Genomic DNA, 23858 nt, shown 5'->3' with positions numbered 1-23858 from the left:
CCCCTTCCTGTCGCAGGACAAGAAGAGGTCTCCGTAGTTAAGTTGTAGTTAAGTTTATGAATAGTTCATGAAACAAGCTGCTTTTGCCTTCCACTTTAAACTTTGGATTCAAGCGTCTCCAGATACTCGGAGATTTGTGCAGGCGTTTTAGCCCATTTGCTATGCAGATGTGCAATCTTCTTGCCGTTCTGGAAGACGAGCAGGCTTGGAATGCCGCGTACACCGTTCTCTTCGGCGAACGGCTGGAACTTTTCTGCATCCAGGGCATAGAAGGTTTTATCCGTATGTTGGTCGATAACATCCCCGATAAACCGATCCAGGTTTTTGCAATCCGGGCACCAGGTTGTATCAAATTTAATGACGGTAAAACCATCAGAATTAATTGTATCCAAATATTGCTGTTCACTTTGAATTCTTTCCATATGTCTTCTCTCCCTTATATGTTCCTTCAATGGCTAGTCTCCATTGTACCTTGTATAGTTACAATTGAAAATAGGCTTAATGGCGTTACCGATGCTGCTTGTACAGATTAGCGGGACTGAGCTCTCGTATTTCCTGAATTTCCGCAGCTGTGAGTGCAGGCGAATTCGAAGCGGCAATATTGTGCAGCAACTGATCTCTTGAACTGGCACCTGGGACAACAGCTGCTACGGCAGGATGGGATAATGCATAGCGAATAGCTGTCTGAGCCATGCTGCGCTGATCCGTAACAAGACGACCTAGCCCTTGCCGAATGGTATATAGTTGCTCTGGCGTATAGTCCAGATAACCTTTGTCTGCCTTGGCAGACCCGGATTCGGCAAGCACACCGCTAGCTACGGGCCCACGGGCAATTACGCTGATTCCCTTCTGCTCCAATAAAGGCAGCACTTCTTCTTCCGCTCTGCGGTCAGCAACACTATACTGGTTCATTACACTGATGATGGATGCCCTCTTTACGTACTCCCGGATCACATTGGGACGAATGGAAGAAATTCCGTAATATCGGATAAGTCCTTCCTTCTTCAGTTCTTCAAACGCTTCGATCGTCTCTTCGATAGGGTCATCCAAGGTCCCGCCATGCAGCTGATAAAGATCGATGTAATCGGTCTGTAATCGCTTCAGACTTTCATGTACAGCCTGCTTAATGTAGGCTTTGGACGGGTCCCATGACCAGCCCTCTTTGCCGGGCAGACGACGATTACCTACTTTGGTCGCCACAATGACTTGGTCCCGACGGCCCTTAATAGCTTGCCCCACAATTTCTTCATTACGCCCTGCGTCATACAGATCGGCTGTATCCAGCAGGTTGACCCCATGATTCAGCGCCTCATGAATCAGGTCTATAGCAGGCTCCACTTCGGTTCCAAGGGACATACATCCCAGCCCAATCTCCGACACCATTAGTTCGGATGTACCCAGACGATTTTTCTTCATATGTGCATCTCCCTCCATACATTCTGCAAGTATCCATTGTATCATTCTTGCTGGCAAAAATCGCATTACACATGAAAGCAAGGGTTTGCCTTCGATGGCACAAAAAAACCTGGATTGACTTCATCTCCAGGTTTCTCATAATCATTTTAATTCAACCGATTTAATTCAATCGATAAACGAACGCCCGATATCTATTTCACTTCCACGCGTGGTCTGGCTTTACTGGTTCCATTGGACGAATTGGAGCTTTTCATCATACCCGATACCGTGCTAAACAGCTTATCTCTTGCTTGTTTGTTCCTCATCAGATAAGTTACACCTGCGCCGATAGCTGTCATCAGTATTCCTCTTCTTTTAGACATGTGCTTCTCCTCCTTCAGGATAAATGTACATCGTGTCTTGTTTGACAATTACCCTGTGGGAGCAAAACGAAACGAAGTCCAAGCTTGATTGGTCAAAAAAAGATGACCTCCGAATTAAAATTCAGCGGTCATCTTCCAATCATCCTGGTTGAAACATCAACTGAACGAGATGAATCAAACAACAAGATTTCGTACAATCAAGACCTATATTCAATACCCATTAATCCGAAGGTGTTGCCACATGGGTCATTTCTTCATGTTTATAGGTCGAGCCATCGGCGGTCAAATAGAAGTGGCCAATGGGATGCAGGTCTTCGTTCAATTCGTAGACAAGCGGAATGCCTGTCGGGATATTGAGCGCCATCACGTCTGCTTCGGACAACTGGTCCAGATGCATGACGAGTGAACGAAGCGTGTTACCATGCGCAGAGATCAGCACCCTTTTGCCTGCCGACACCATCGGTTTAATCTCCGCATTCCAGTACTCCAGCACTCGCTGTGATGTATCCATCAGGTTCTCCGTAAACGGGATTGTGCATCCTAGCCGCTTGTACTTGTCCAGATCCTGCACATATCGTTCATCGGTTTCGTCCAATGCGGGCGGAGATACGCTAACGGAGCGTCTCCATTCCTTCACTTGGTCTTCGCCATACTTCAAGGCAGTCTGCTGTTTGTTGAGTCCTTGCAATGCACCATAATGGCGCTCATTCAGCTTCCATGTCTTCGTTATGGGAATCCACATGAGGTCCATCTCATCCAGCGCAATGTCGAGTGTTCGGATGGAACGTTTCAGCACGGATGCATAAGCGTAATCAAAATCAAATCCCTGTTCTTTCATGATCTTGCCTGCTTTACGAGCTTCAGCGTAACCATCCTTTGTCAGATCCACATCTGTCCAACCGGTAAAACGATTCTCTACATTCCACATGCTCTGTCCATGGCGAATCAATACAACTCTGTACATAACCGTGAATCCTCCTTCCATGGAAACATTACCCTCAAGTCAAACGAATTAGCACAGCGAAACGCTCATAACATTAATAATAAGGTGCCATCATCAGGTATACCACAACACCTGTAGAGCTGACATACAGCCAGATCGGCATAGTCCAACGTGCAATTTTGCGGTGCTTCTTCAATTGATTCGTCCAACCCCATACAAGTGTGAACAACGCCAAAGGAACGATCAGGGCTGCCAGTATACTGTGGGTGATCAGAATGAAGAAATAGATGGAACGAATGATGCCCTCGCCGCCGTATTTGGACGTCTCTGGTGAGAGGTAATGGAACGTCAGATAGGTCACGAGGAATAACAACGTTGTAGAGAATGCGGCAAGAATAAATCGTTTGTGCAGCTTCACATTCCGCTTGATGATAGCAATAAGCGCTGCGAGCAGGAAGATGAAGGTAAAGCTGTTAAACACGGCATTAAACCGCGGCAACACCGTAATATCAAAAGTTACATCACCTTTGTAACCAATGGACGGTGCGAAGAACAATAATAAAATAATGACATTAGCGAGAATGGAAATCGTGATAATGATGCCTGCGAAATTTTTATTGCTCGTCGGGGACTGGATGTTCGGTTCCCCTTTGTTATTTTTGCCCAATGCAAAATCCTCCTCATATCCTAACTTCTATGTTCTATATCATTATATCTCGGCAATTCCGGGCTGTTAAGTGACAACACTCTGAACAAAAAACGCCGCACTCCCCTATAAAATGCCCCTTCGCGGCCATTTTCAATCAAATCCAATCTGGTTCCCATTTACCCAAGTCTTTATTTGTGGTATAATTAATGCAATTAATCACATACGCGTTCAAACTGGAGGAGCCTGTCACCAAGGGCCCCTCTTTGTTTTTTTTCAGGCATGGATGGCACTTTTCGGAGTGGTTCCATGTCTTTTTATTTGCTTCAATCCGAAGATGGGCATGTTTCACCCTTGGACAGGTTATCCTATTGACGCTAATGCTGGAGAGGAGTACACCTATGGAATTTATTTTGGTTCTTGCACTTATTTTAATCTTTACGAAGTTGGCTGGGGATTTGTCTGTGCGGCTTGGACAGCCCTCAGTATTGGGAAAATTGATTGTTGGTGTTATTCTTGGTCCTGCCCTGCTTGGATGGGTTCAACAAAGTGATTTCGTTCATTATATGGCCGAGATCGGGGTATTGCTGCTAATGTTTATTGCCGGACTGGAAACCGATCTGGAGCAGTTGAAGAAAAACTGGAAGTCCGCCTTTGCTGTGGCAGTTGGCGGCGTTATTTTACCTTTTGTAGGAGGATATGGTTCGGCCTTGGCGTTTGGTATGTCACAGACACACGCGCTTTTCTTCGGACTTTTGTTCTGTGCAACATCAGTCAGTATCTCTGTTCAGACATTGAAGGACATGAATCAGCTGAGTTCACGTGAAGGTACTACAATTCTGGGTGCAGCCGTTGTCGATGATGTACTCGTCGTAGTTCTGCTCGCCGTTATGATGAGCTTGCTCGGCACTGGTGCAGGGGATGTCTCTATTGCATGGTTGATTAGCAAGAAACTTCTATTCTTCGTCATCATCTTTGCAGCAGGCTGGTGGCTTGTGCCGCGGATCATGAAATGGATGGCCCCGCTTCGGGTCACCGAAACGGTGATTACAACCGGGCTCATCATCTGTTTTGGATTCTCATACTTTGCTGAGTGGATGGGTGTTGCGGGCATTATCGGTGCTTTTGCAGCAGGTATCGCCATTTCCCAAACCACCTTCAAACACGAGGTTGAAACCAAAATTGAGCCGATTGCTTACGGAATTTTTGTCCCGGTATTCTTTGTCAGCATCGGCTTAAATGTCACCTTTGATGGTGTGGGTTCACAGATTTGGTTCATTATCGTCATCAGTCTCATTGCTATTGTCACCAAACTAATCGGTGGCGGAGCTGGTGCACGACTGACTGGATTCGACCGTCCCTCTTCTCTCGCTATTGGGGCAGGCATGATCTCCAGAGGAGAAGTTGCTCTGATAATCGCTTCGACTGGACTCGCCTCAGGATTACTTGATTCAGAGTACTTCACCAGCGTTGTGATCATGGTGATTGTGACCACATTGGTTACGCCACCTCTGCTCAAAATCACCTTTGCACGCAAAAAGGGTGAACAGCGGGTGGAAAGAGGTATTGAGGAGTCACATCTTGGTGGATGAGGGGTGCCCCCGTTCAAAACTTGGTCTAGTTAACAGGTATTGAAATCATTCTGTATTTGAAGCTATACTTGATTTAGAAAATAATATATCGGTCGTGAAGCACACGCCGCTTTGAACATATCCCCTTCGACATGAAGGTTGGAGATGGTCAGAGCGGCTTTTTGTATTTTCACATGACGACTTGAGGCCTTTCAAGTTCGTTTGATTTTATTATTTTTAGAGGAGATGAAGACGATGAGCATTGATTTAATGTAGCTTACGAATTTTGGATGCACTCCCTTTTGGTGAAGGAAACGAACCCCCTAGTGCTTTCCAGAGTAGAAAATGGATTGGAACATAGCACATTGGAATTTTTGCGTTCCGTTTGGTACGCATCTGCGAATCACAGATCAGCACGCTCGAAGAGTTCGTCATAGTCTGATTGATCAAGAGGTATTACATGTCGCTAGTGGCACTCAACGATATTGAACCTATATCTTACGAACATGAGACACGTTATTTGGCCAATATGGTGCATGTCCATTTTATAACGAACTCAGGACACCTTATTGTGATGAGATAGAGTAAATCAGGGCAGTTTGAGGGGCATTTTCGTGAAATAAAGTTTCCGGGATTCGTTAGAATTCCAACTGCCTCATATCTCGATAATAAGCTCATTTGAGTTCGTTAGAATTTTGGAGATGACTTTGAAACCTTGGAGTTACTACACTATTCTTAAACTTTAATGCGAACCACTGGAGTTACTGGGGTTTCAGATCCTTGAGTCACTAACAATTTACTTGGAGAGTTGAATAATAGAGTTACACGGAGAGTTACATAGAGGATTATACGAAGATTTACTCAGAGAATAGCTGGATTAGCTCTGAACTTGTATTTCCCGCAATAGCTTATGGGCTATCTCTACAGTTCCGCGGGTAAGTTTATTTTTGTCCTGAATTTACTTAGAAGAGGTCTCCGACCATAAATAGAACAAACAAAAAAGACCACCTTACACTCAAGAGGTCTTCGATCTTTGCCTGTTATTGCAACAGGCTGTCCCATTTTAAGTTAACACACCAACATAAAAACCAATCGAGATAAAGACAACACACCAGACGAATGCACCAATGCCCGATACAACTACGTATCTGCCAATCGCCATGCGGCTCATCCCGGAGAAACAACACATCAGATGACGAATGCCCGGAATGAAATAACCGAGGATGATCGACCAGTATCCATATTTCAGAAACCACGACTCCACCCTGCTAAATCGTTTGGCATTTACGCCAATCCACTTGCCATACTTATCGAACAGCGGCCTGCCTGCCTTCTTGCCAATCATGTAGCTGAGCAGACCCCCGGTAAATGCGCCACCGAAACTGACGGCGATGGATACGGAATAATTCAATACCGAGATGGAGGCGAGATAACCAACAAACGTCATCATCACCTCATCCGGAATCGGCATGCCAATAACGCCAAGAGCCAGTAGTCCGTATATTGCGAAATAACCATATTGACCAATAAATTCTTTTGCAAATTCCATACTGACTCGCTCCTTATTTCGGTTCCACAATATCCTTCTCATGTGAGGCTAGCACTTGTTTTAGAGACGGGAATCGGATTTGGCTCACCATGAGACCGGATAATACAATAATGACAAGATAAGCTACACCATGTGTGAAATAAGGACTCCAGAGCGCGAAAAAGGACATCAGACCACCGGCAAATGTAATCGGCATTCCAACAAAACCGCTGCTTGTTGTCTTCTGACAGTTATAACGGGCCAGGCGCAATGCACCGCAAACCGGAAACAATGCGGTCAGTGCCATCCCCAGCACACTCACTTCATTCATGGAGTTCAGATACAGAATCAGCACAGGGGCTGTTCCGAATGAAACTACATCTGCAAGCGAATCCAGGGCTTTACCGAACTCACCCTCACAATGCAATTTGCGGGCTGCATAGCCATCAAACAGATCAAAGAACATCGCTACCCATATCATCATCACAGCCAGGGCGAATTCACCATGAATAGCCATAATGACTGCCAGCATGCCTGAACTCAGATTCCCCAAGGTTAAAATCGATGGTAAAGACTTCATAAGATTTGACTCCCTTTCGTACTAGGCTTTAGGAAAAATAATATAAAAACGGACTCCATCCGGTGTATTCTCCACTCCATAATTGCACCCGTGCAGATCGAGGATCTGCTTCGCAATGGCCAGACCGAGCCCGGTTCCCCCCATTTTGCGATTACGTGAGCGCTCTACCCGATAGAACCTCTCCCATATATATTGACGCTCAGCTTCAGCGATCTGCTCGCCCTTGTTCTCAATGGAAATATGGACAAAACCTTCACGCCTGCTGATCTCAATAGTTATATCGGTATGCGGTATCGCATGACGTATAGCATTCATCATGATATTGAAGATAACTTGCTCCAGCTTGCTTCGGTCACCCTCAACCGTCTGTTCTGTTGTAGATACAAGCACCACATCCAAACCTTTATCCTTCAGTTGCGGACCCAGACGGCCGGCGATGTCTTCAATCATGTCAGCCAGTGCAACAGCATCCGTATTCAATTGAATCGCTGAGGATTCCAGTCGCACCAGATCCAGCATCTCTTCAACCATCGTTTCCATTTTGATCGCCTCATCGGCAATAATCTCAATATAACGCTCCCGCTTGCTCTCACTCACGCCATCCTTCAGCCCTTCGGAATATCCCTTAATAATACTGATTGGTGTCTTGAGCTCATGGGATGCATCGGCAAAAAACTTGCGCTGACGCTGTTCAATCTGCTGTTTCATTTCCATATCTGTGCGCATCTGCGTGTTGGCCTGCCTCAGCTCTTCCAATGTCTGCCCCAAGGTTCCCGATAAGGCATTGAGACTGTTGGACAGGCTGCCGATTTCATCATTGCGCCGGATGGGTGATTTCACTGTGAAATCCAGCGTAGACATTTTCTTGGCAACATGGTTCAAGGCCAAGAGCGGCTTCGTTACAATTCGGGACAGGAGCAACGCCAGCAACAGAATCAATATAAATGCCCCAATGCCAAAATATGCATAGAACAACCGTGTTGCCTCATTTGCTTCTCTCATCTCCTGAAGAGAGGTGAGCGAGAAAATCAGTTGCTGTTCGGGTCCGGAACGATGCACTGGAGCAATAGTGATGACATTGCGAACACCACTCCAGCTATCCATCCATTCTTCATTGAGCATTTTGCCATTGGCCAACGCAAGTTGGTCTTCTGTGGACAAAGGGAATCGGCTATCCAGTGCTTGCACCAGCAGTCCCTGTCTCTGACTCCACGTTGCCAGATTGGGAAGAACTACCTCGGTCAGTACGCCTGACCATTCCTTTACCGGTTCAATGGATTCCTGAAAGCTTTCTGTTCCCCATGCGGCGGAAGTAGCATCCTGGATTTTGAATGGGTAGACCATAGACCCGCTGGCCGGGCCTCTCACCGTCAGTTCTTGCCCATATTTCAGATGGGATGTAATCCAGCCAGCATTCTCACTATTGATAAACAAGGACAGGGACACCTTCACGTGACTCCCATCGTCCTGAAGTAACGTAATGTGGAAAGGGTCATTAATCAGCCTTCCATTGTTCGTCAGAATGACCAGATGCGACTGGTTCTGACGCATGAATTTCCCGGTCTCCTTAGCTAGCTGTAAATCACTCCAATGCCCTTTCGAATATTGCTGTTCGAACTTGGACAGCTTTTTCTTCATGCTGCTAATCTTCTGATGCTGATAGAAGTCGGGAAACCAGACCAACTGGGCAAATACCGTCGTTCCGTATAGAAGAACCAGACACCCTGCCATCACCAGGAAAAGCTTCATCGTTACGCCATTTCTTCTCATGCTTCTGCCTCGAAACGATATCCGGTGCCAATCACTGTCCGGATACATTTGGCTTCGTCACCCAATTTGCTGCGCAGCTTCTTGATGTGAGTATCCACAACACGTGAGTCTCCTTCAAAATCAAATCCCCAGATCCGATTCAAAATGGCATCCCGGGATAACACAATGCCTGCATTTCGAACCAAATAGAGCAACAGGTCATATTCCTTTGGCGCAAGCTCGATTTCAACCCCATCCTTCTCCAGCCGTCGAGCCCATGGATCAAGGATCACCTGTCCGAAGCGAATCGCGCCCTGCTCTCGTCCCAATGCGCCTTCAACACGTTTCATTAATGTCTCTGCACGTGCAACCAGCACACGTGGACTAAATGGCTTGGTGACGTAATCATCAACGCCCAGCTGAAATCCATGAATTTTATCGTCATCCTCGGACCGCGCAGTCAGCATGATAATAGGTACGGTGGATTGGGTTCGAATATGCCCACATAACGTCCATCCATCCATTTCAGGCATCAAAACATCCAGAATGACCAGATCCACCTCATGCTGAGCCAGCAGTTCCAATGCCTGTACTCCATGTTCTGCTTCTATGACGTTCCATTGTTCTTTTATGAAATAATCGGCCACAATCTCACGAATGCGGCTTTCATCTTCCACCAGAAGCACTGTTCTGATCATGACCGACTCTCCTTTTAAGTTTCTGATCATAACATACCTATTCCATGTGTCGTTCATGTGTCCAGACATGTTTTGGAATGAACTCCATGATATATACGATTAATATAAGCCAAAAGTTACTAATTTTTATCAAAATTCGCACAAAAAAGAAGCCGTCAACGAGCAACCTCCTGCTCATTGACAGCTACTTGAATGAAATCGAGTTGTGTTATCCAGAAGTGATGCGCTACTGCTCGCTCACAGGTAACACTTAGCGTTGTTGCTCCAGACGGTGTGCCACATGCAGTGTAGGACCAACAAAACGATTCAGCGGGAATCCGCCGGCAATCGCTTTGGTCACGAAGGCTTTACCTTCACGAACAGCCTCTTTCACTGAAAGACCACGAGCCAACCCTGCAGTAATTGCCGCAGATGTTGTGCAACCCGCACCATGCGTATACCCGGAACCGACAACATCGGCTTCAAACCATTCGTAGTTAGTTCCATCATAGAGTAGATCCATTGCTTTACCCGGGCTAATTACACCTCTGTCCTTGATCAGAACATGTTTCGAGCCATGGGCATGAATTGTTGCTGCCGCTGCTTCCATCTGTTCTTTGGAACGAATCGGTCCACTCTTCGCCAGCTGGGATGCTTCGAACAGATTAGGTGTAACCAGATCCGCACCTGGCAACAGGAATTCAATCATCGCTTCCGTATTTTCAGGTTGCAGCACTTCATCTGTACCTTTGCAGACCATCACTGGATCGATAACGATCTGTGGCAGGCCGCTACGACGAATATGTTTTGCTACCAATTCAATAATATCTACAGAACCGAGCATACCTGTCTTCATGGCATCAAAACCGATACCATCCAGAACAGTGCGTAGCTGGGCTTCAACCACATTTAATTCCACAGGAAAGACTTGGTGATCCCAAGTATCGGGCTCCATCGCCACAACTGTAGTCAGTACGGTCATGCCATACACACCCAGCTCCTGAAAAGTTTTCAAATCAGCCTGAATACCTGCACCGCCGCTCGTGTCCGAACCAGCTATTGTTAATGTCTTTGGAATCGTCATGATAGTTGCATTCTCCTTCGTGTCTCAGTTGACATTATCCTATCCCTTGTACGAGCGGATGTCAATGGCATCTGAAGCCATACGGAGCATGGCTTTCACGATGATTCAGTTCACATCTCTGGTCTCCAGACGAATCATGGACATCGAAGCAATCCATATCCCAATAGCTCCAAGGGTCAGAGGGATTATAATAAGCGAATGAATGGAAAATTCCGACCCGTTGAACCCGGAGCAGACAACTAAAACCAGCAGAATGGATGAGACCATTGTGGTTGTAACGGAATGTTTACGCATCCCGAAGAATAAAGGAATGAGTGCCATGCTCGCTGCAGATAAGGAACTCATGCCATACTTCAGTATAAATCCCATTATTTCCCTATCGGTCAGTGAGCCAGGAATAAAGGAGTAGACATGATTAGCAATCAACAGCAGCGAACCCATCAACAGATCGGTAAACATAACCATCACAAATGTAAAAACAAACACGATGATCAATTTGGCAGCTATGATTTTATGACGCTGGATTGGATACGTGAACATGACGTTCATCGTTTTATTTCGATACTCACTGATCACCAGCTTGGTTAATAAAGCTCCTGCAAATATGATAAAGGTCGCTCTCACAAACGTATCGATAATCATAAAGGCAGTCTGGTAATCGGCATAGGCATAATCTTCTGCTCCAACATCCACAAATCCAATCATAATCAGAAAAAGAAGAACAGCTATATTGGCAATACCTGCACCTGCAAAATTTCGTGCAAAGCGGTGCTTACGCATCTCAAGCCTAATCAGTTTAAGCAACATCTCCATCCCCTTTCACAAGCTTCATGAAGTGTTCTTCCAGGGAATGTGCCCGTTTGGATATCGATTCGATCTCAATGCCGTGCTGGATCAGCTTGGTGGTTAATTCCGACGGAATGATTCCCAGATCATAGATACGTAACGTATGGTCACCGACCAATTTATAATTACTCAAACCGAGCTGATGTTCAATGACATAGGTCGCTTTGCGGATATCTACAGCCTGTAACTCAATGTACTCATTTTGACTTCCACGAAGACTCTCCATGGATACTTCCTCCACCAAGCGACCGCCGCGAATAACACCAACTGTGTCAGCAATCTGCTCTATTTCGCCAAGGATATGACTGGAGACCAACAGGGTGATCCGGTACTCATTGCTAAGACGCTTGAACAAATCTCTCATCTCCCGAATCCCGACAGGATCCAATCCATTAATCGGTTCATCCAGAATGAGCAGTTCAGGTGTGGTTATGAGTGCACGAGCCAGCCCGAGTCTTTGCTTCATGCCCAGAGAGAAGTCCTTCACAGATTTCTTGCCGGTGTTCTTCAGACCTACCATTTCCATCGTGTTGTCGATGATCTTTTTGTTGTAAAACCCCATGTATTCACAGTGAAGCTCCAGATTCTCCCGAGCAGATAACCGATCGTAGAAAAAAGGATATTCAATAATGCTGCCCATTCGTTTCAGCACTTCGTAGGAGGTGGGCGTAAGCTTCTCTCCAAACAGTTCAATCTCTCCTGTTGTTGGTTTGACGAGATTGGTCAGCATTTTCATAATGGTCGTTTTGCCTGCACCATTCGGCCCGAGAAACCCGTAGATCTCACCTTGCTTAATATTCATATTGACGTTGGATACAACCTCTGCCCCTTCATATACCTTGGTTACATCTATCGTTCGTGCGATATAAGTCATCGTCTTATTCTCCTTTACGTCTCCCGACCGGGTTCCTATATCTGTATTGTAAAGAGAAAAGTCTTCTTTTTTATTAATCAAATCTTACAAAAACCTTAAGCTTCACCGGAGAATCGAGAAACAGGTTCTACCTGGCCTGTAAAGTAACCGAAAATACAGTCCGTTGATGTGGAACACTATGTAAATGGATGGTCCCACCCATTCGCTCAACCAGCCGCTTCGTAATCGTAAGACCGAGCCCGCTGCCCTGATAGAGGCGATTCCGGGAATCCTCCAACGTATACATACGTTCGAACACACGACTATGCTCGCTTTCAGGAATCCCCTTTCCTTGGTCCCAGATCTGCAGCGTCACAGGTCCACCTGTCGAATAGTTAAGCGAGAGCCCCAGTACCTTACCCTCTGCTCCATAGTTCATACCATTCGTGATGAGATTGTCCAGCACACGGTCCAATGCTTCTTCGTTCGCTTGCACGAAGATATCAATTTCAGGTATTTCCAATTCTACATGAAGCCCAAGATTCGTTAACATTTCATAAAAAGAGAGCATCTTCAATCGGCATAACTCGCTTATATTTACTCGACCAAGCACCAGCTCCGTGTCTCCGGATTCCAGCTTCGCCAGATCAAAAAAGGAATGGATTAAACGCAAAACTTCCTGCGCCTTATCTTGTATTTTCTCCGTCATAATCTTCCGTTCCTGATCGTTCAACGATGAACTATGCAGCAAAGTCTCACTATAGCCCAACACAACCGTAAGCGGGGTTTTCAGATCATGTGAAATGTTGGAGAGCATATTGCGCATCTCCTTCTCCTGATTCGTATAACCCGCTCTAGCGCGATGCGCATGGTCCAGCAGTTTGTTCATATCTTTCAAGAGCTGGCTGACTTGGTCATCACTATTGAATACGAGCACACGCTCAAAGGTGCCTTCATCCAGAATTGTGGATATTTTCTGATGAATATAGGACAGGTGTTGACTCCGTTTCCGCAATCTCATCCACATTCCAAGGACCACCATCGCTAGAATACCTGTTGTACTGGCAAAAATCAGTGTCATGCCTGCTCCGCCTCCAGCTTATATCCGATGCCCCAGAGCGTTCTGATATACTGAGGATCCGACGGATCCGCCTCCAGTTTCTCACGCAAACGGCGCATATGTACGTTAATAATATTTTCGTCTCCATAATAATGATCATCCCAGACCGAAGCGTAGATCTGAGCCTTGGTGAACACTTTGCCCGGATGGGTTACCAATAGTTTCAGGATTCCAAATTCCTTGGACGTCAGCCTGACGGGTGTACCTTCACGCTCCACCTCGTACGTCTCCATGTCGACCACTAGTCCTCCGATGTGAATACGCTGATCCTTAGCCACTTCGGCCACAGGCTGAGCCGTATAATTGGCGCGACGAATAGCAGCTTTAATACGGGCGGTCAGTTCGATTAATGAGAACGGTTTGCTCAAGTAATCATCTGCGCCGAAGCCCAGACCCAGCGCTTTGTCCACCTCCCCATCCTTTGCAGACAGAATGAGCACAGGCACCAGACTGACTGCCCGAATGGTCTGCAACACATCCATCCCACTCTTGAGAGGGAGCATCAGGTCCAGAATAACCAGATCATAACCAGATTGTGACTGGCTGAACAGACGTTCTGCCTCTATGCCGTCATATGCATAAGTGACGTTGTAGCCCTCCTTTTCCAAATAAGGTCCGACCATCTCACTAATTGAACGATCATCTTCAACAAGCAACAAGCGGTGACTTAACACAAGCTTCCCTCCAATATGAACATTTTCTTTATTACCTCATAGTTTGTTTGAATTGGCAATGACATGAAAAAACCTGACAGGAGCATCACTTTGACATCAAGTGTGTTTCTGCCAGGTTTATAAGAGTCTATATATTCATGCGTGTACGTCTAATTTCTATATCCGTTCTCGCTGTTTATCCAGCACAATCCTATGGTTCCTGCACCTGCATGGATACTTACCACCGGGATGAAAGGCATGATTTCGGTCTTTAATTTGGGGAGCAGATTAGCAATCTGCTTCTTGATCGTGACGGCTTCTTCTTGATTATTTGCATGCATGATGCATACATGCTTTACTTTCTCCATATCCAGCTTAAGCATATCCAGCATGCGATCTTTCGTCCGCTTGAATGTGCGAATCTTCTCATTCACAACCACTTTGCCCTCTTCAAATCGGAGCAGCAGATGGATCTTGAGCAGTTGACTGATAATCAGCTGTGTGCCGGACACCCGGCCACTGCGATGAAGATTCTGAAGACTGGCCGGTATGAGGTAAAAGGACATATTATCAATCATCTGTTCAATATTTACTTTGATCTCGGAAGCCGGACACCCCTGCTTCTGCCATTCCAATCCTTGGATAATCATCTCACGAAGGGGGTAGGCGCCTGCCTTTGAATCAATTGCGGTCACCGTCACTCCTGCAATCTCTGCAGCCTGGATAGACGTATGCAGCGTTCCGCTAAGCTCTGTTGAGCAATGAATCGTAATAATCTCATCGTACTTGTCTTTGAGCGACTCATACAGTTCAATGAACTCCCCAATGGGTGGCTGCGAACTGCTCGCACGTGAAGCCTCCGCAAGTTTCTCATAGAACATTTCAGATGTAATGTCATCGGTTTCCCGGTAACATTCCTCTCCAAAGACGATGCGCAGCGGTACGATATAGATATGATTTTGCTCCGCAAAAACGGGATCCAGTGTACTGGTACTATCGGTGACCCATGCAATTTTCTTCATGACATCCTTCTCTCTTGCCGGATTGTTCGTTCTGTATCCTCAATCGTCAGGCACAAGCCCGGCGGTTTATTTAAAATTTGAATATTTCACATTGTAAACGTTTGCGACATTACCTCTTAATTATAAAGGAATGGACAGACCGTTGTCTTGTGGCGCAATCATGAACAACCCTGATAATTCCATTTTTAACTAAAAAAATGTCTTGCCTGTGAAGGAATATATTGGTATGCTGTTGTCCTTCTCTCTTTTTCGCCTTGACTGAAGTGAACGGAAACGCCGTTCAATCCACTTATCGGAGGTGTCACATGCTTTATTTCACTCTGGCTTCCAAAGCCTATTCCCGGAATCTGCAATACCGCGGGGCACACATGGTACATAACTTGGCAAGCGCCATGTTTGGTTACATGTATGCCTGCCTCTGGATCGGCATCGGGGCCGACCATAATCTCGGAGAATACGGAACACAGGGGATGATCAGTTACATTGCGTTCACGCAATCCTCACTCTGGATCTCGGGTTTTCTCACGAATGGATTGGGTATCCCCTTATCCGTCAGGACAGGGCAGATCGCACTGGATCTGATGAGGCCTGTTCATCTGTTCACCCACCTGATGGCACGCGAATGGGGGCAGATTGCCTACCAGTTTGTGTACAAAAGTATTCCGATCTACCTGCTCTTCTCCATTGTCTTTTCCCTGGATTGGCCCTCAGACGTTTCAACACTATTCTATGCCGCACTCGGTCTTGCCGGCGCCGCATACTTGTCCATCTGCATGAACTACATCATCGGTGCTACGTCGATGTGGACCACGGAGTCCTCCTGGCTTCACTGGGGCAATCACGCGATGATGAATCTGCTGGCTGGTTTTTTCATTCCGCTGGAATGGCTACCGGACTGGCTTGAACAACTTGCCTGGATATCCCCCTACCCTTTCCTGCTCTATGTACCTACCCGAATCTATCTTGGTTTCGAAGATGGCTCCTTGTTATGGGGAACCTTGCTTTGGTGTGTCTGTATGACGTTGATCTGTCTTGCGATTACCCAAGTGTTACGTCGTAAAGTGGAGGTACAAGGCGGATGAAGCGAACTTCCTGGTTCAATTTATATAAAATGCTGATTCGAACAAGCATCCGCAGCCGGATGCAATACAAGTTCAATTTCATCATGGCGTCCGTACTGGCCGCTTTAATTCAGATCTCCGAGTTTCTGATGGTTGCTCTCGTGCTGCACAAATTCGGAGCAATTAAAGGCTGGTCCCTCCATGAGATCGGTTATCTCTTTGCCATCATGACGTTATCCAAAACGCTGTATCGCACATTCGGAAACGAAGTTCATCATCTGGAAAAATATCTGGTTAATGGTGAGCTTGATCAACTGTTAACACGCCCCATGCCCGTATTGCTGGCACTGCTGCCGCAAAACTTCCGCATCATGGCTGGGGAAGTCCTGCAAGGCGGGTTCATTCTCTGCTGGTCATTGGCAGGTATGATGCACAGCGGACAGATTGGCTGGATCGCCATTCCCTTCTCCCTGTTCGTTATCCTGACGGGCGCAGTCATTCTCTTCTCCATCGGACTCGCTACTGCCACACTCGGATTCTGGACCACACGTATCGAGGAATTACAGACGATCACTGAAGATGCAGCACGAACGGCTGCCCAATATCCGCTAACGTTATATCCCAAATGGATGTCTGGCATTCTGCTAACGGTGATTCCGGTAGGATTCGTCAACTACATTCCGTCACTTTACCTGCTCCGGGGTGAAGGAGGAGCGTGGATTCTTGTTGCTGTTGCTGCGGTTGCCGTACTGAGCTTGGCTGCAAGTCTGCGTTTCTGGCAATTTGGCTTGACCAAATATCAAAGTACAGGTAGCTAAGGAGGCGAAACGAATTATGAACATGATCACAGCACGGCATCTGCAAAAGGAATTCAAAACTCCTGTTATTCGCGAAGGACGTTTCTCCGGGTTACGTACGTTATTTTCACGTGAGACTGTGTCCAAGGAAGCGGTACGCGATATCAGCTTTGATATCGGCCCTGGTGAGTTTGTCGGCTATATCGGTCCGAACGGGGCTGGCAAGTCTACCACGATCAAAATGCTGACAGGTATCTTGCACCCAACCTCGGGTGAGGTACAGCTTGGCGGTATGAACCCGCATCTGGACAGGCGCAGAACCGTTGGTCGACTGGGCGTCGTGTTTGGACAACGCAGCCAGCTCTGGTGGGATCTGCCCGTGAAAGATTCATATGATATTCTGGCCGAGATGTACGGTGTCCGTACCGAGGACAAAAAGAAACGGCTGTCCCAGTTCGCGGAGCTACTGGACCTTGAATCATTCTGGGCCACGCCTGTCCGCAAGCTCTCGCTTGGACAGCGCATGCGTGCGGATCTGGCAGCCTCCATGCTGCATGATCCCGAACTGCTTTTTCTCGATGAACCAACGATTGGACTGGATGTGAACGCGAAACGGAACATTCGCCAATTTTTACGTTCATTAAATGAGGAGTTTGGCAAAACGATTTTGCTGACCACCCATGACATGGACGACATCGAGCAGTTATGCAGTCGGGTCATGGTGATCAACCATGGTCAACTTACATATGACGGCTCGATCCCTTCTCTGCGTGACACTATCGGTCTGCCAACACTTATCCGAGTTACGTATCGGGGTTCATTTCATATGCCTGATACCATACCGTCTGCCATTCAGATTACAGGAGTGGAAGGGCAGATTGTCACTGTCGAAGTTAACCGGAAGGAATGGAGCACGATGGACATTCTGAAGCAGCTGGAACACTGGGGAGAGATTCAAGATGTAGAGATGAAGGAACCCGATTTCGAAGATATCATCCACCGGGTGTATTAGTTGGCCCATTTTGTGAGGAAATGGGATGAAGACCTGTTCTTACGCCGTTACATGAAAGAGGGACATGGCGTACTGTACTAATGGAGGTGAAGCGTCATTCTTGTGACCAAACATGTCATTGCAGCATCCAGTGTACACGCCACTCCCTATTTCATCGTACGTGGCATGATGCCGGGACCGGTAATGTTTATTACATCCGGGGTTCACGGGAACGAAACGGCGAGCATGGCTGCTGCGCAAAAACTCGCAGATGATTGTGCGACTGGTCGCCACAGCATTCGGCGAGGGCTGTTAATTATCGTGCCACGTGTGAACCAGCAAGCCTACGCCAAGAAAATCAGAGGCAAGCCAGATCTGAATCGTACGTTTCCACGCCGTATGTCAGGCAAGGCCAAACATCCGCTCGCTGCGGCAGTTTTTCAGCTGGCGCGTGAACATCAGGCCGACTGGTGGCTCGATCTGCATGAAGCCAATGGCCTGTCTCAACGGAGTTCCCGAGTGCTTGGACAGACGTTGATCACCAATCCCGGCAGTCGCACCATTCCGGCTTGCAGAAGAGTCATCGAACGGATGAATCGGTCGATATCCATTCGTGATCGTCACTTTAACCTCAAGCAGCATGAATTGCCGGGATCTGCCCGTACAGCGGCTTCAAGACTATTACATGCCCGTTCCGTCACGGTAGAGACTTGCTGGAGTCTGAAACGCTCTACCCGTATCAAGTATCAGACGGAGATTGTTCACCATTTTCTGCGTGAAGCGGGCATGTCATGATGAAGAGCATTACAATAGAACTAAAAGAAACCTCGAACAGAGAGCGCCCGAAGTAATCTTCAGGCGCTCTGTTCGAGGTTTTATCTCAGCATCATTGCATCCAGGTTTTCACTTATTCACCCTAAAGGATTGAATATAGTTGTGAATATCGTCCTCCGGTGTATGCAACAGTCGTGCCAGATGAATCTGCATCTGTTCCAGATGGTCAATATGCTTCTGAATATCAGCGATTCGGTCACGGACGAGTGTTTTTAATGTGTCACTTTCCATATCCTCCTGACTGAGCAATTGCAACGTCTCTTGTATTTCCTTTAAGGAGTAACCCAGCAACTGGGCATCCTTAATGAACTTAATTTTGACCAGATAATCCTCGGTATACACCCGATATCCGTTGGAGGATCGACGGGGAGCAGGCAGAATTCCACTATCTTCGTAATAACGGAGGGTGGCCATACTCACACCGGTACGCTTGGCCAACGTTCCTCTTGTCATGGTTTCCATTTCCATACCTACTCCTCCACCTTCTGCGAATTTATTGTGTTCGTTCGTTGCGTATCTTGGTATACGTGGTATCATAGGTGGCCTCGGGATAATTCACTGAAGATCCTTGCAGCAATGGCTGCTCTTCCCCTTTCAGATAACGGTCAAAGAATGCCAGCGCATAAGATCTTGTTATATCCACATTATGTTCTGGTGTCATGCCTCGGGCAAACAGTTTTGGTGAAATTAATGAAATATCCGTAAAGCTCTGATGGAAGAATTTCTCCACTGTCAGATAATAGGTATCATTCAGACTGCTCGTCATCACTTGGTCCAGATCAGGCTCAAATTCAGGGTAAAACACGTTATCTTTGGACGAAGCATTCGGATCGAAGCTTTTTGCCGTTTCGCCAGACATGATGTACATAAAAGGTTGTTTTAACGACGTCTTGGAAACGCTGCCCCAGAATCCCCCTTCCAAACTCAGTCCTGCTTGGAATCGTTCATCCTGTGCCAATGCTTCTGCTGTCGTTGCCCCACCATATGAATGCCCCATAATGCCTGTATGATTCAGGTCAAGCCTGCCCTCCAGCACCTGATTGGGATCATTCAGGTTCCACTGTTCAAGCGTGTCGAGTACAAAACGTGCATCTGCTGCACGAATGCCTACCCCCTCCACATTATATTGATACAGTTCTTCTGACGTTGCAAATTCAGGCCCGGCTTCATAAGACACTTTACGCCCATCGGGGAAGGTAACGCGAGCTGAGGTATAAGGATGATCCATACCAACAACAATATAGCCATGGCTGACCAGTTCCTCGACAGCAGTCATGCTCTGGAAACGGGCAGAACGGACACCGGGAGAGCACAGCACCACCGGATAAGAAAGGCTTGCGTCTGATATGGCTGCGCCTTTAACCACATGTGTCGGAATGGTATCAAGGTAACTGAACACTTTAGGCGGGATGCCAAATACCAGACTGATGGCTTCTCCAAGTTCAGACGGGTAAGATTCCGGAGTTATCCCTTTTGCATCCTCCGGGTTCACTGGATACCACACGTTAATCATCAGTTCCCGTTTGTCCCCGTTCTCGGGTGTAAATGTCTCTTCACGGGTTTCATCCACCAATTGTTGCGAAAACGTACCAATTGCAAACTTCCCCGTAGGTTCAGGCATTGTAAACGCTGGAAAATACCAAGTGAGCAGTCCTGATCCGGCGCCAGAGACCAGAGCCAGCAACCCAACCAGCGTAAGTTGAAGCCATGAACGCCATTTCGGTTTCTGCTTCTCTGCAAATTGCCCAGTGACTCTGTTACGATACCTTTTCACGAACTTAATGATTAATACGATGAAGATTATGCCTGCAACAAGATACGTTGGCAGCAGCATCACGCGAAACGAATCCAGTATGCCGTGAAGTGCCACTGCCAATATCAAAGCAGCAAACATGCCTGCCATGAGCTTCCGCCGCTTCGAATACATGGGTATACACACCACTGCGGCAATCGTTACGAGTACCAATATCCATTCCATTAATTTCATCATTCAGCCTCCAGTATTTCTTGATGAATCAAGAATAAACCTTGAAGTATACTTCAAGGTCAAGGCTGAATATATGAACGAACAATAGATCAAACAACCTATTTTAACAAATTCAAACACCCGGTGAATATCCCCTACATACAGCCCGGTTGCTCTAGTACGGTATATTCATCGGGCGACCACCAATGACTATTCTACGGTTACCTTTGTTCTAGGCATTGTATGCATCGATCCTGAGGTCACATGCGCCTGAACGACGTACACTCCAGGTGCCTGAAACGCATGCTTCACTTCATATATACCATCGCCTATTGATACAGCCTTCGTCGCTCCCCGAGATTCGAGCTCTTCTTCACTCATCATTCCTTGATCAAATGAAGGTGCTTCGGGTTCATCCCCTTCATTCCATATCTGAAACTGTACATGATCTGCATCATTTACAGGCTGTTCCCCTTGTGTCAGCTTGATCTGCAAGGCGACCTCTTCATTCACTTTCGCCTGATCAGGCATCATGAGTTTCACCCGGACCATCTCTGGCATCTCTCCGGAAGCAGACTGTTCCTCATAGGAGCAGCCAGCAACCAAAAGCATTAGCACCAGAAAGGGCGTGAACCAACGAGCTTGTCCGCTCATCACCATCTATCCTTTCCTATCAAGAAGATTTTGGTGTTTTGCCGATACCCCACAGCATAACGATGATGATAATAAAGGCGATCAGTGCCAGTAATGGAATGGTGATGAAACCAAACCAGTTCAAATAGTCGGTATAACATGGAACCTTGCCGCACGCCACGGCATTACCTGTAGCCGAAAAAATACGCTGGATCGTTACATGATACAACGAAATGCCGCCACCGACGAAACTAAGTGGGAGTACGTATTTCGTGATGCCCACGTCATCCTTGAAGTAGGCAATGCCCAGCAAGATGGTTAGTGGATACATGAATATACGCTGATACCAGCACAGATCACATGGTAGATATCCCTTGATCTCACTGAAATAGAGACTCCCCCCTGTTGCAATAACGGAAACGGCCCAAGCAACAAATAACCGGGTATCCACATTTCTCGCTGGACGCTCCGATTTTGATGATGTTGATGATGTACTCATTCCTCTGTCCCCCTCTTCATTTTGCTTATACCAAATTATCATACCTCATTCTGGACTCCATCGGCTATCCCAGCTGTTATGTAGGTCATTACCCGATGATTATACCAAATATTTGAACTTTTGGGTGAAACCAAAAAAAGCTGCCATGTGGGGCAGCTCTTTATGGTTTCATCTTATTTAAACTACCTATTACATGGATTTAGTCAGCGTAATGGAACCATCTTTTTGTGCCCATTTCACGTTCCAGTTCAGAAGTTCAGCAATGAAGCGCAGAGGTACTTGCGTACGTCCATCTTTGTTTACAAATACTGTTGCACCCACGTTTTTCTTCACGCCGTTCACTTCCATGACGTTGTTGTTCACCCAGAATTCCAGGGTATCATCGCCAGCCATTACCGTTACTTGCTGTGCTTTTTTGTCCCATTTCACTGTTGCGCCGATACCTTCACTCAAGAAACGCAGTGGAATGTAGGTTGTGTTTTTCCAAAGCACTGGTGTGGTGTCCATGTTGGTTGTTTTGTCGTTAATTTTCAGCATTTTGCTGTTCAGTTGCATCCACACCGTTGTCATTTCTGGCGCTGGTGCAGGTGTTGCTGGCTCTTGGAATTTGTCGTTAAATTGAGTCACAATCGCGTTACCCAAGGCTTGACCTACACCAAACATCACTTTGAAGCCTTCACGATTGGTTGTGTAAGAAGCATCATAGTTGCCTGCTGCATATTGATCCAATACGTTTTGCACTTGTTTTTCATGTGTTGTCAGTGCTTGTTGTCCTGCTGCTTTTGGCAGATTGCCAGCTGTTGCCGAATCCAGGAATGTCGCGAATTCTGTTGTAAATCCGTCAATACGTTTCTCTACTGCTGCACGAGCCGCAGCGTCTTTGTTTTTCACGGCTTTTACATAGTCGCTTTGCGCATTAACGTGATTGGTTACCCAAATTTTCTCGAAAGCATTGGCACCATCGTTACCGTAAACAGAAGCAATCGCTGCTTTGAAGTCAGCTGTGTTTCCAGCTTCAGCTGTAATCAGTGCGTTGGAAGCGGCTGTACGTCCATCATATTCCTCTTGCATCTGCAGAGCCGAAAGCGCAAAGTGTTCGGAAGCCAAGTGGTTGAGTGCAGATCTCAGATCAGCTGCTTTGGTATCCGCTTTGGTATTTTGGAATTTCTCAGGCATTTGTGTCGTAATTGCCGTGGAGAGTGCCTTACTTACGTCGAACATTTCTTTGAAACCTTCACGATAGGCCTTGTATGCATCAGCGTAATCTCCAGCTACATACTCATCAAATACTTTTTGCACGAGATCTTCATGTACTTGCAGAGCTTGTTTGGCTGCTGCTTTTGGCAATTTGCCTTCGGTAGCTGTGCTCAGGAACGTGGAGAACTCATCCACGAAACCGTTGATGTTTGCCTGCGCTTGTTTGATCCCAGCCTGGTTGCCCATTTTGGTTGCTTTCACCAGATCATCGGTGTATTTGTTATGAGCGCGGAAGATGCGTTCGAATTCTTTGGCACCTGCATCCCCATATAGGGAAGCGATCGCGGGTTGCATATCCAGAGCATTTTGGTCGAGTGCTTTATAAGCTGCATCTGCATCTTTTGCTCCGTCATATGCTTTTGCCATTGCCGTTACTGCGAGTGCAAAGTGCTCGGACAGCAGGTGGTCCAGGTTTGCTCTCAAGTCAGCCGCAGGTGTATTCACGGAAGCTTTCATCATTGTCATTGGTGTCTGTGGTGCGGAAGCTGCTCCAGCGATCCCCGGCATCAACAGTGTCAAGCTAAGTACAGGTGCGATAAACTTCTTCATTTTCATTTTCATTACGTGTTCACTCCTCGATTATGTTTTGTGTATAATTTCTTTCCTCGTCGTCGTCTTCATAGGGTGTAACGCAGGGTTCTCCATTCTGGATCACTCTATAGGCAAAAAAAATCACAGCTTTCCGTGAAGAAAGCTGCGAATGCCTGTTGTATCAAGGTTTTTTTGAGTTAAAAAAATATAAAATTATAGTGATCTTTCTGATCAATGAC

The 23858-nt window shown here is 46.6% G+C and carries 25 protein-coding genes; 5 read left to right on the top strand and 20 right to left on the bottom strand.

The features are described from left to right. Positions 1 to 95: 95 nt before the first annotated feature. The 5 genes from ACTHPG_RS24545 to ACTHPG_RS24525 form a co-directional block, all read right to left on the bottom strand. Positions 96 to 422, bottom strand: a complete 327-nt coding sequence (locus tag ACTHPG_RS24545; protein ID WP_017692202.1) for a thioredoxin family protein — start codon at positions 420 to 422, stop codon at positions 96 to 98. Positions 423 to 507: 85 nt separating this feature from the next. Further along, positions 508 to 1416, bottom strand: coding sequence for an aldo/keto reductase (locus ACTHPG_RS24540; RefSeq protein ID WP_440391954.1), 909 nt, complete (start codon positions 1414 to 1416; stop codon positions 508 to 510). A gap of 191 nt (positions 1417 to 1607) precedes the next feature. Next, the gene (locus tag ACTHPG_RS24535; protein WP_190945097.1) at positions 1608 to 1778 is read right to left on the bottom strand and encodes a hypothetical protein; all 171 of its coding nucleotides are present in this window, start codon (positions 1776 to 1778) and stop codon (positions 1608 to 1610) included. 220 nt (positions 1779 to 1998) lie between these two features. Next, complete coding sequence (gpmA, locus tag ACTHPG_RS24530; RefSeq protein ID WP_440391953.1) at positions 1999 to 2742, bottom strand: 2,3-diphosphoglycerate-dependent phosphoglycerate mutase; 744 nt, start codon at positions 2740 to 2742, stop codon at positions 1999 to 2001. Positions 2743 to 2815: 73 nt separating this feature from the next. Then, a complete protein-coding gene (locus tag ACTHPG_RS24525; RefSeq protein ID WP_074096493.1) occupies positions 2816 to 3388 on the bottom strand; it encodes a DUF420 domain-containing protein in 573 nt (190 codons plus the stop codon). A 380-nt stretch (positions 3389 to 3768) separates the two neighbouring features. Between ACTHPG_RS24525 and ACTHPG_RS24520 the strand changes: the two genes are divergently transcribed. Then, positions 3769 to 4959, top strand: coding sequence for a cation:proton antiporter (locus ACTHPG_RS24520; RefSeq protein WP_440391952.1), 1191 nt, complete (start codon positions 3769 to 3771; stop codon positions 4957 to 4959). Positions 4960 to 6001: 1042 nt separating this feature from the next. Here the strand turns inward: ACTHPG_RS24520 and ACTHPG_RS24515 are convergent. The 10 genes from ACTHPG_RS24515 to ACTHPG_RS24470 form a co-directional block, all read right to left on the bottom strand. Beyond that, positions 6002 to 6487, bottom strand: coding sequence for a DedA family protein (locus tag ACTHPG_RS24515; RefSeq protein ID WP_091019228.1), 486 nt, complete (start codon positions 6485 to 6487; stop codon positions 6002 to 6004). 13 nt (positions 6488 to 6500) lie between these two features. Next, positions 6501 to 7046 (bottom strand): CDP-diacylglycerol--serine O-phosphatidyltransferase, encoded by a 546-nt coding sequence (gene pssA, locus ACTHPG_RS24510; RefSeq protein ID WP_440391951.1) that lies wholly within the window; start codon positions 7044 to 7046, stop codon positions 6501 to 6503. 21 nt (positions 7047 to 7067) lie between these two features. Then, positions 7068 to 8816, bottom strand: coding sequence for a sensor histidine kinase (locus ACTHPG_RS24505; protein ID WP_440391950.1), 1749 nt, complete (start codon positions 8814 to 8816; stop codon positions 7068 to 7070). After that, the gene (locus tag ACTHPG_RS24500) at positions 8813 to 9493 is read right to left on the bottom strand and encodes a response regulator transcription factor (RefSeq protein WP_440391949.1); all 681 of its coding nucleotides are present in this window, start codon (positions 9491 to 9493) and stop codon (positions 8813 to 8815) included. The genes ACTHPG_RS24505 and ACTHPG_RS24500 overlap by 4 nt, the downstream gene beginning before the upstream one ends. A gap of 250 nt (positions 9494 to 9743) precedes the next feature. Next, positions 9744 to 10556, bottom strand: a complete 813-nt coding sequence (gene thiD / locus ACTHPG_RS24495; RefSeq protein WP_278298228.1) for a bifunctional hydroxymethylpyrimidine kinase/phosphomethylpyrimidine kinase — start codon at positions 10554 to 10556, stop codon at positions 9744 to 9746. Between the two features lie 105 nt (positions 10557 to 10661). Then, positions 10662 to 11363, bottom strand: coding sequence for an ABC transporter permease (locus tag ACTHPG_RS24490; protein WP_440391948.1), 702 nt, complete (start codon positions 11361 to 11363; stop codon positions 10662 to 10664). After that, entirely contained in the window at positions 11353 to 12276 is a 924-nt protein-coding gene (locus tag ACTHPG_RS24485) for an ABC transporter ATP-binding protein (protein ID WP_440391947.1), read from the bottom strand. The genes ACTHPG_RS24490 and ACTHPG_RS24485 overlap by 11 nt, the downstream gene beginning before the upstream one ends. 127 nt (positions 12277 to 12403) lie before the next feature. Beyond that, positions 12404 to 13336 (bottom strand): sensor histidine kinase, encoded by a 933-nt coding sequence (locus ACTHPG_RS24480; RefSeq protein WP_440391946.1) that lies wholly within the window; start codon positions 13334 to 13336, stop codon positions 12404 to 12406. Beyond that, positions 13333 to 13998, bottom strand: coding sequence for a response regulator transcription factor (locus ACTHPG_RS24475; RefSeq protein ID WP_440392093.1), 666 nt, complete (start codon positions 13996 to 13998; stop codon positions 13333 to 13335). The genes ACTHPG_RS24480 and ACTHPG_RS24475 overlap by 4 nt, the downstream gene beginning before the upstream one ends. 200 nt (positions 13999 to 14198) lie before the next feature. Next, positions 14199 to 15050: a DegV family protein gene (locus ACTHPG_RS24470; protein WP_440391945.1), complete on the bottom strand. Its 852-nt coding sequence runs from the start codon at positions 15048 to 15050 to the stop codon at positions 14199 to 14201. 305 nt (positions 15051 to 15355) lie between these two features. Between ACTHPG_RS24470 and ACTHPG_RS24465 the strand changes: the two genes are divergently transcribed. From ACTHPG_RS24465 to ACTHPG_RS24450, 4 genes are all read left to right on the top strand, one after another. Beyond that, positions 15356 to 16132, top strand: a complete 777-nt coding sequence (locus ACTHPG_RS24465; protein WP_440391944.1) for an ABC transporter permease — start codon at positions 15356 to 15358, stop codon at positions 16130 to 16132. Next, positions 16129 to 16929 (top strand): ABC transporter permease, encoded by an 801-nt coding sequence (locus tag ACTHPG_RS24460; protein WP_440391943.1) that lies wholly within the window; start codon positions 16129 to 16131, stop codon positions 16927 to 16929. The genes ACTHPG_RS24465 and ACTHPG_RS24460 overlap by 4 nt, the downstream gene beginning before the upstream one ends. Positions 16930 to 16951: 22 nt before the next feature. Continuing rightward, entirely contained in the window at positions 16952 to 17920 is a 969-nt protein-coding gene (locus tag ACTHPG_RS24455; protein ID WP_440392092.1) for an ABC transporter ATP-binding protein, read from the top strand. A 96-nt stretch (positions 17921 to 18016) separates the two neighbouring features. Further along, on the top strand, positions 18017 to 18694 hold the full coding sequence (locus tag ACTHPG_RS24450; RefSeq protein ID WP_440392091.1) for a deacylase: 678 nt from the start codon (positions 18017 to 18019) through the stop codon (positions 18692 to 18694). Between the two features lie 108 nt (positions 18695 to 18802). Here ACTHPG_RS24450 and ACTHPG_RS24445 read toward each other — a convergent pair whose 3' ends face one another. From ACTHPG_RS24445 to ACTHPG_RS24425, 5 genes are all read right to left on the bottom strand, one after another. After that, positions 18803 to 19195, bottom strand: coding sequence for a MerR family transcriptional regulator (locus tag ACTHPG_RS24445; RefSeq protein ID WP_440392090.1), 393 nt, complete (start codon positions 19193 to 19195; stop codon positions 18803 to 18805). A gap of 31 nt (positions 19196 to 19226) precedes the next feature. Beyond that, a complete protein-coding gene (locus tag ACTHPG_RS24440; protein ID WP_440391942.1) occupies positions 19227 to 20723 on the bottom strand; it encodes an alpha/beta hydrolase in 1497 nt (498 codons plus the stop codon). A gap of 186 nt (positions 20724 to 20909) precedes the next feature. After that, positions 20910 to 21353, bottom strand: coding sequence for a FixH family protein (locus ACTHPG_RS24435; protein ID WP_440391941.1), 444 nt, complete (start codon positions 21351 to 21353; stop codon positions 20910 to 20912). Positions 21354 to 21372: 19 nt separating this feature from the next. After that, positions 21373 to 21831, bottom strand: coding sequence for a disulfide oxidoreductase (locus tag ACTHPG_RS24430; RefSeq protein ID WP_440391940.1), 459 nt, complete (start codon positions 21829 to 21831; stop codon positions 21373 to 21375). 189 nt (positions 21832 to 22020) lie between these two features. After that, the gene (locus tag ACTHPG_RS24425) at positions 22021 to 23643 is read right to left on the bottom strand and encodes a copper amine oxidase N-terminal domain-containing protein (RefSeq protein ID WP_440392089.1); all 1623 of its coding nucleotides are present in this window, start codon (positions 23641 to 23643) and stop codon (positions 22021 to 22023) included. Positions 23644 to 23858: the final 215 nt, after the last annotated feature.

This window comes from Paenibacillus sp. SAF-068, assembly GCF_051967555.1.
Classification (GTDB): domain Bacteria; phylum Bacillota; class Bacilli; order Paenibacillales; family Paenibacillaceae; genus Paenibacillus.
This window is presented reverse-complemented; position numbering and strand designations above follow the sequence as displayed.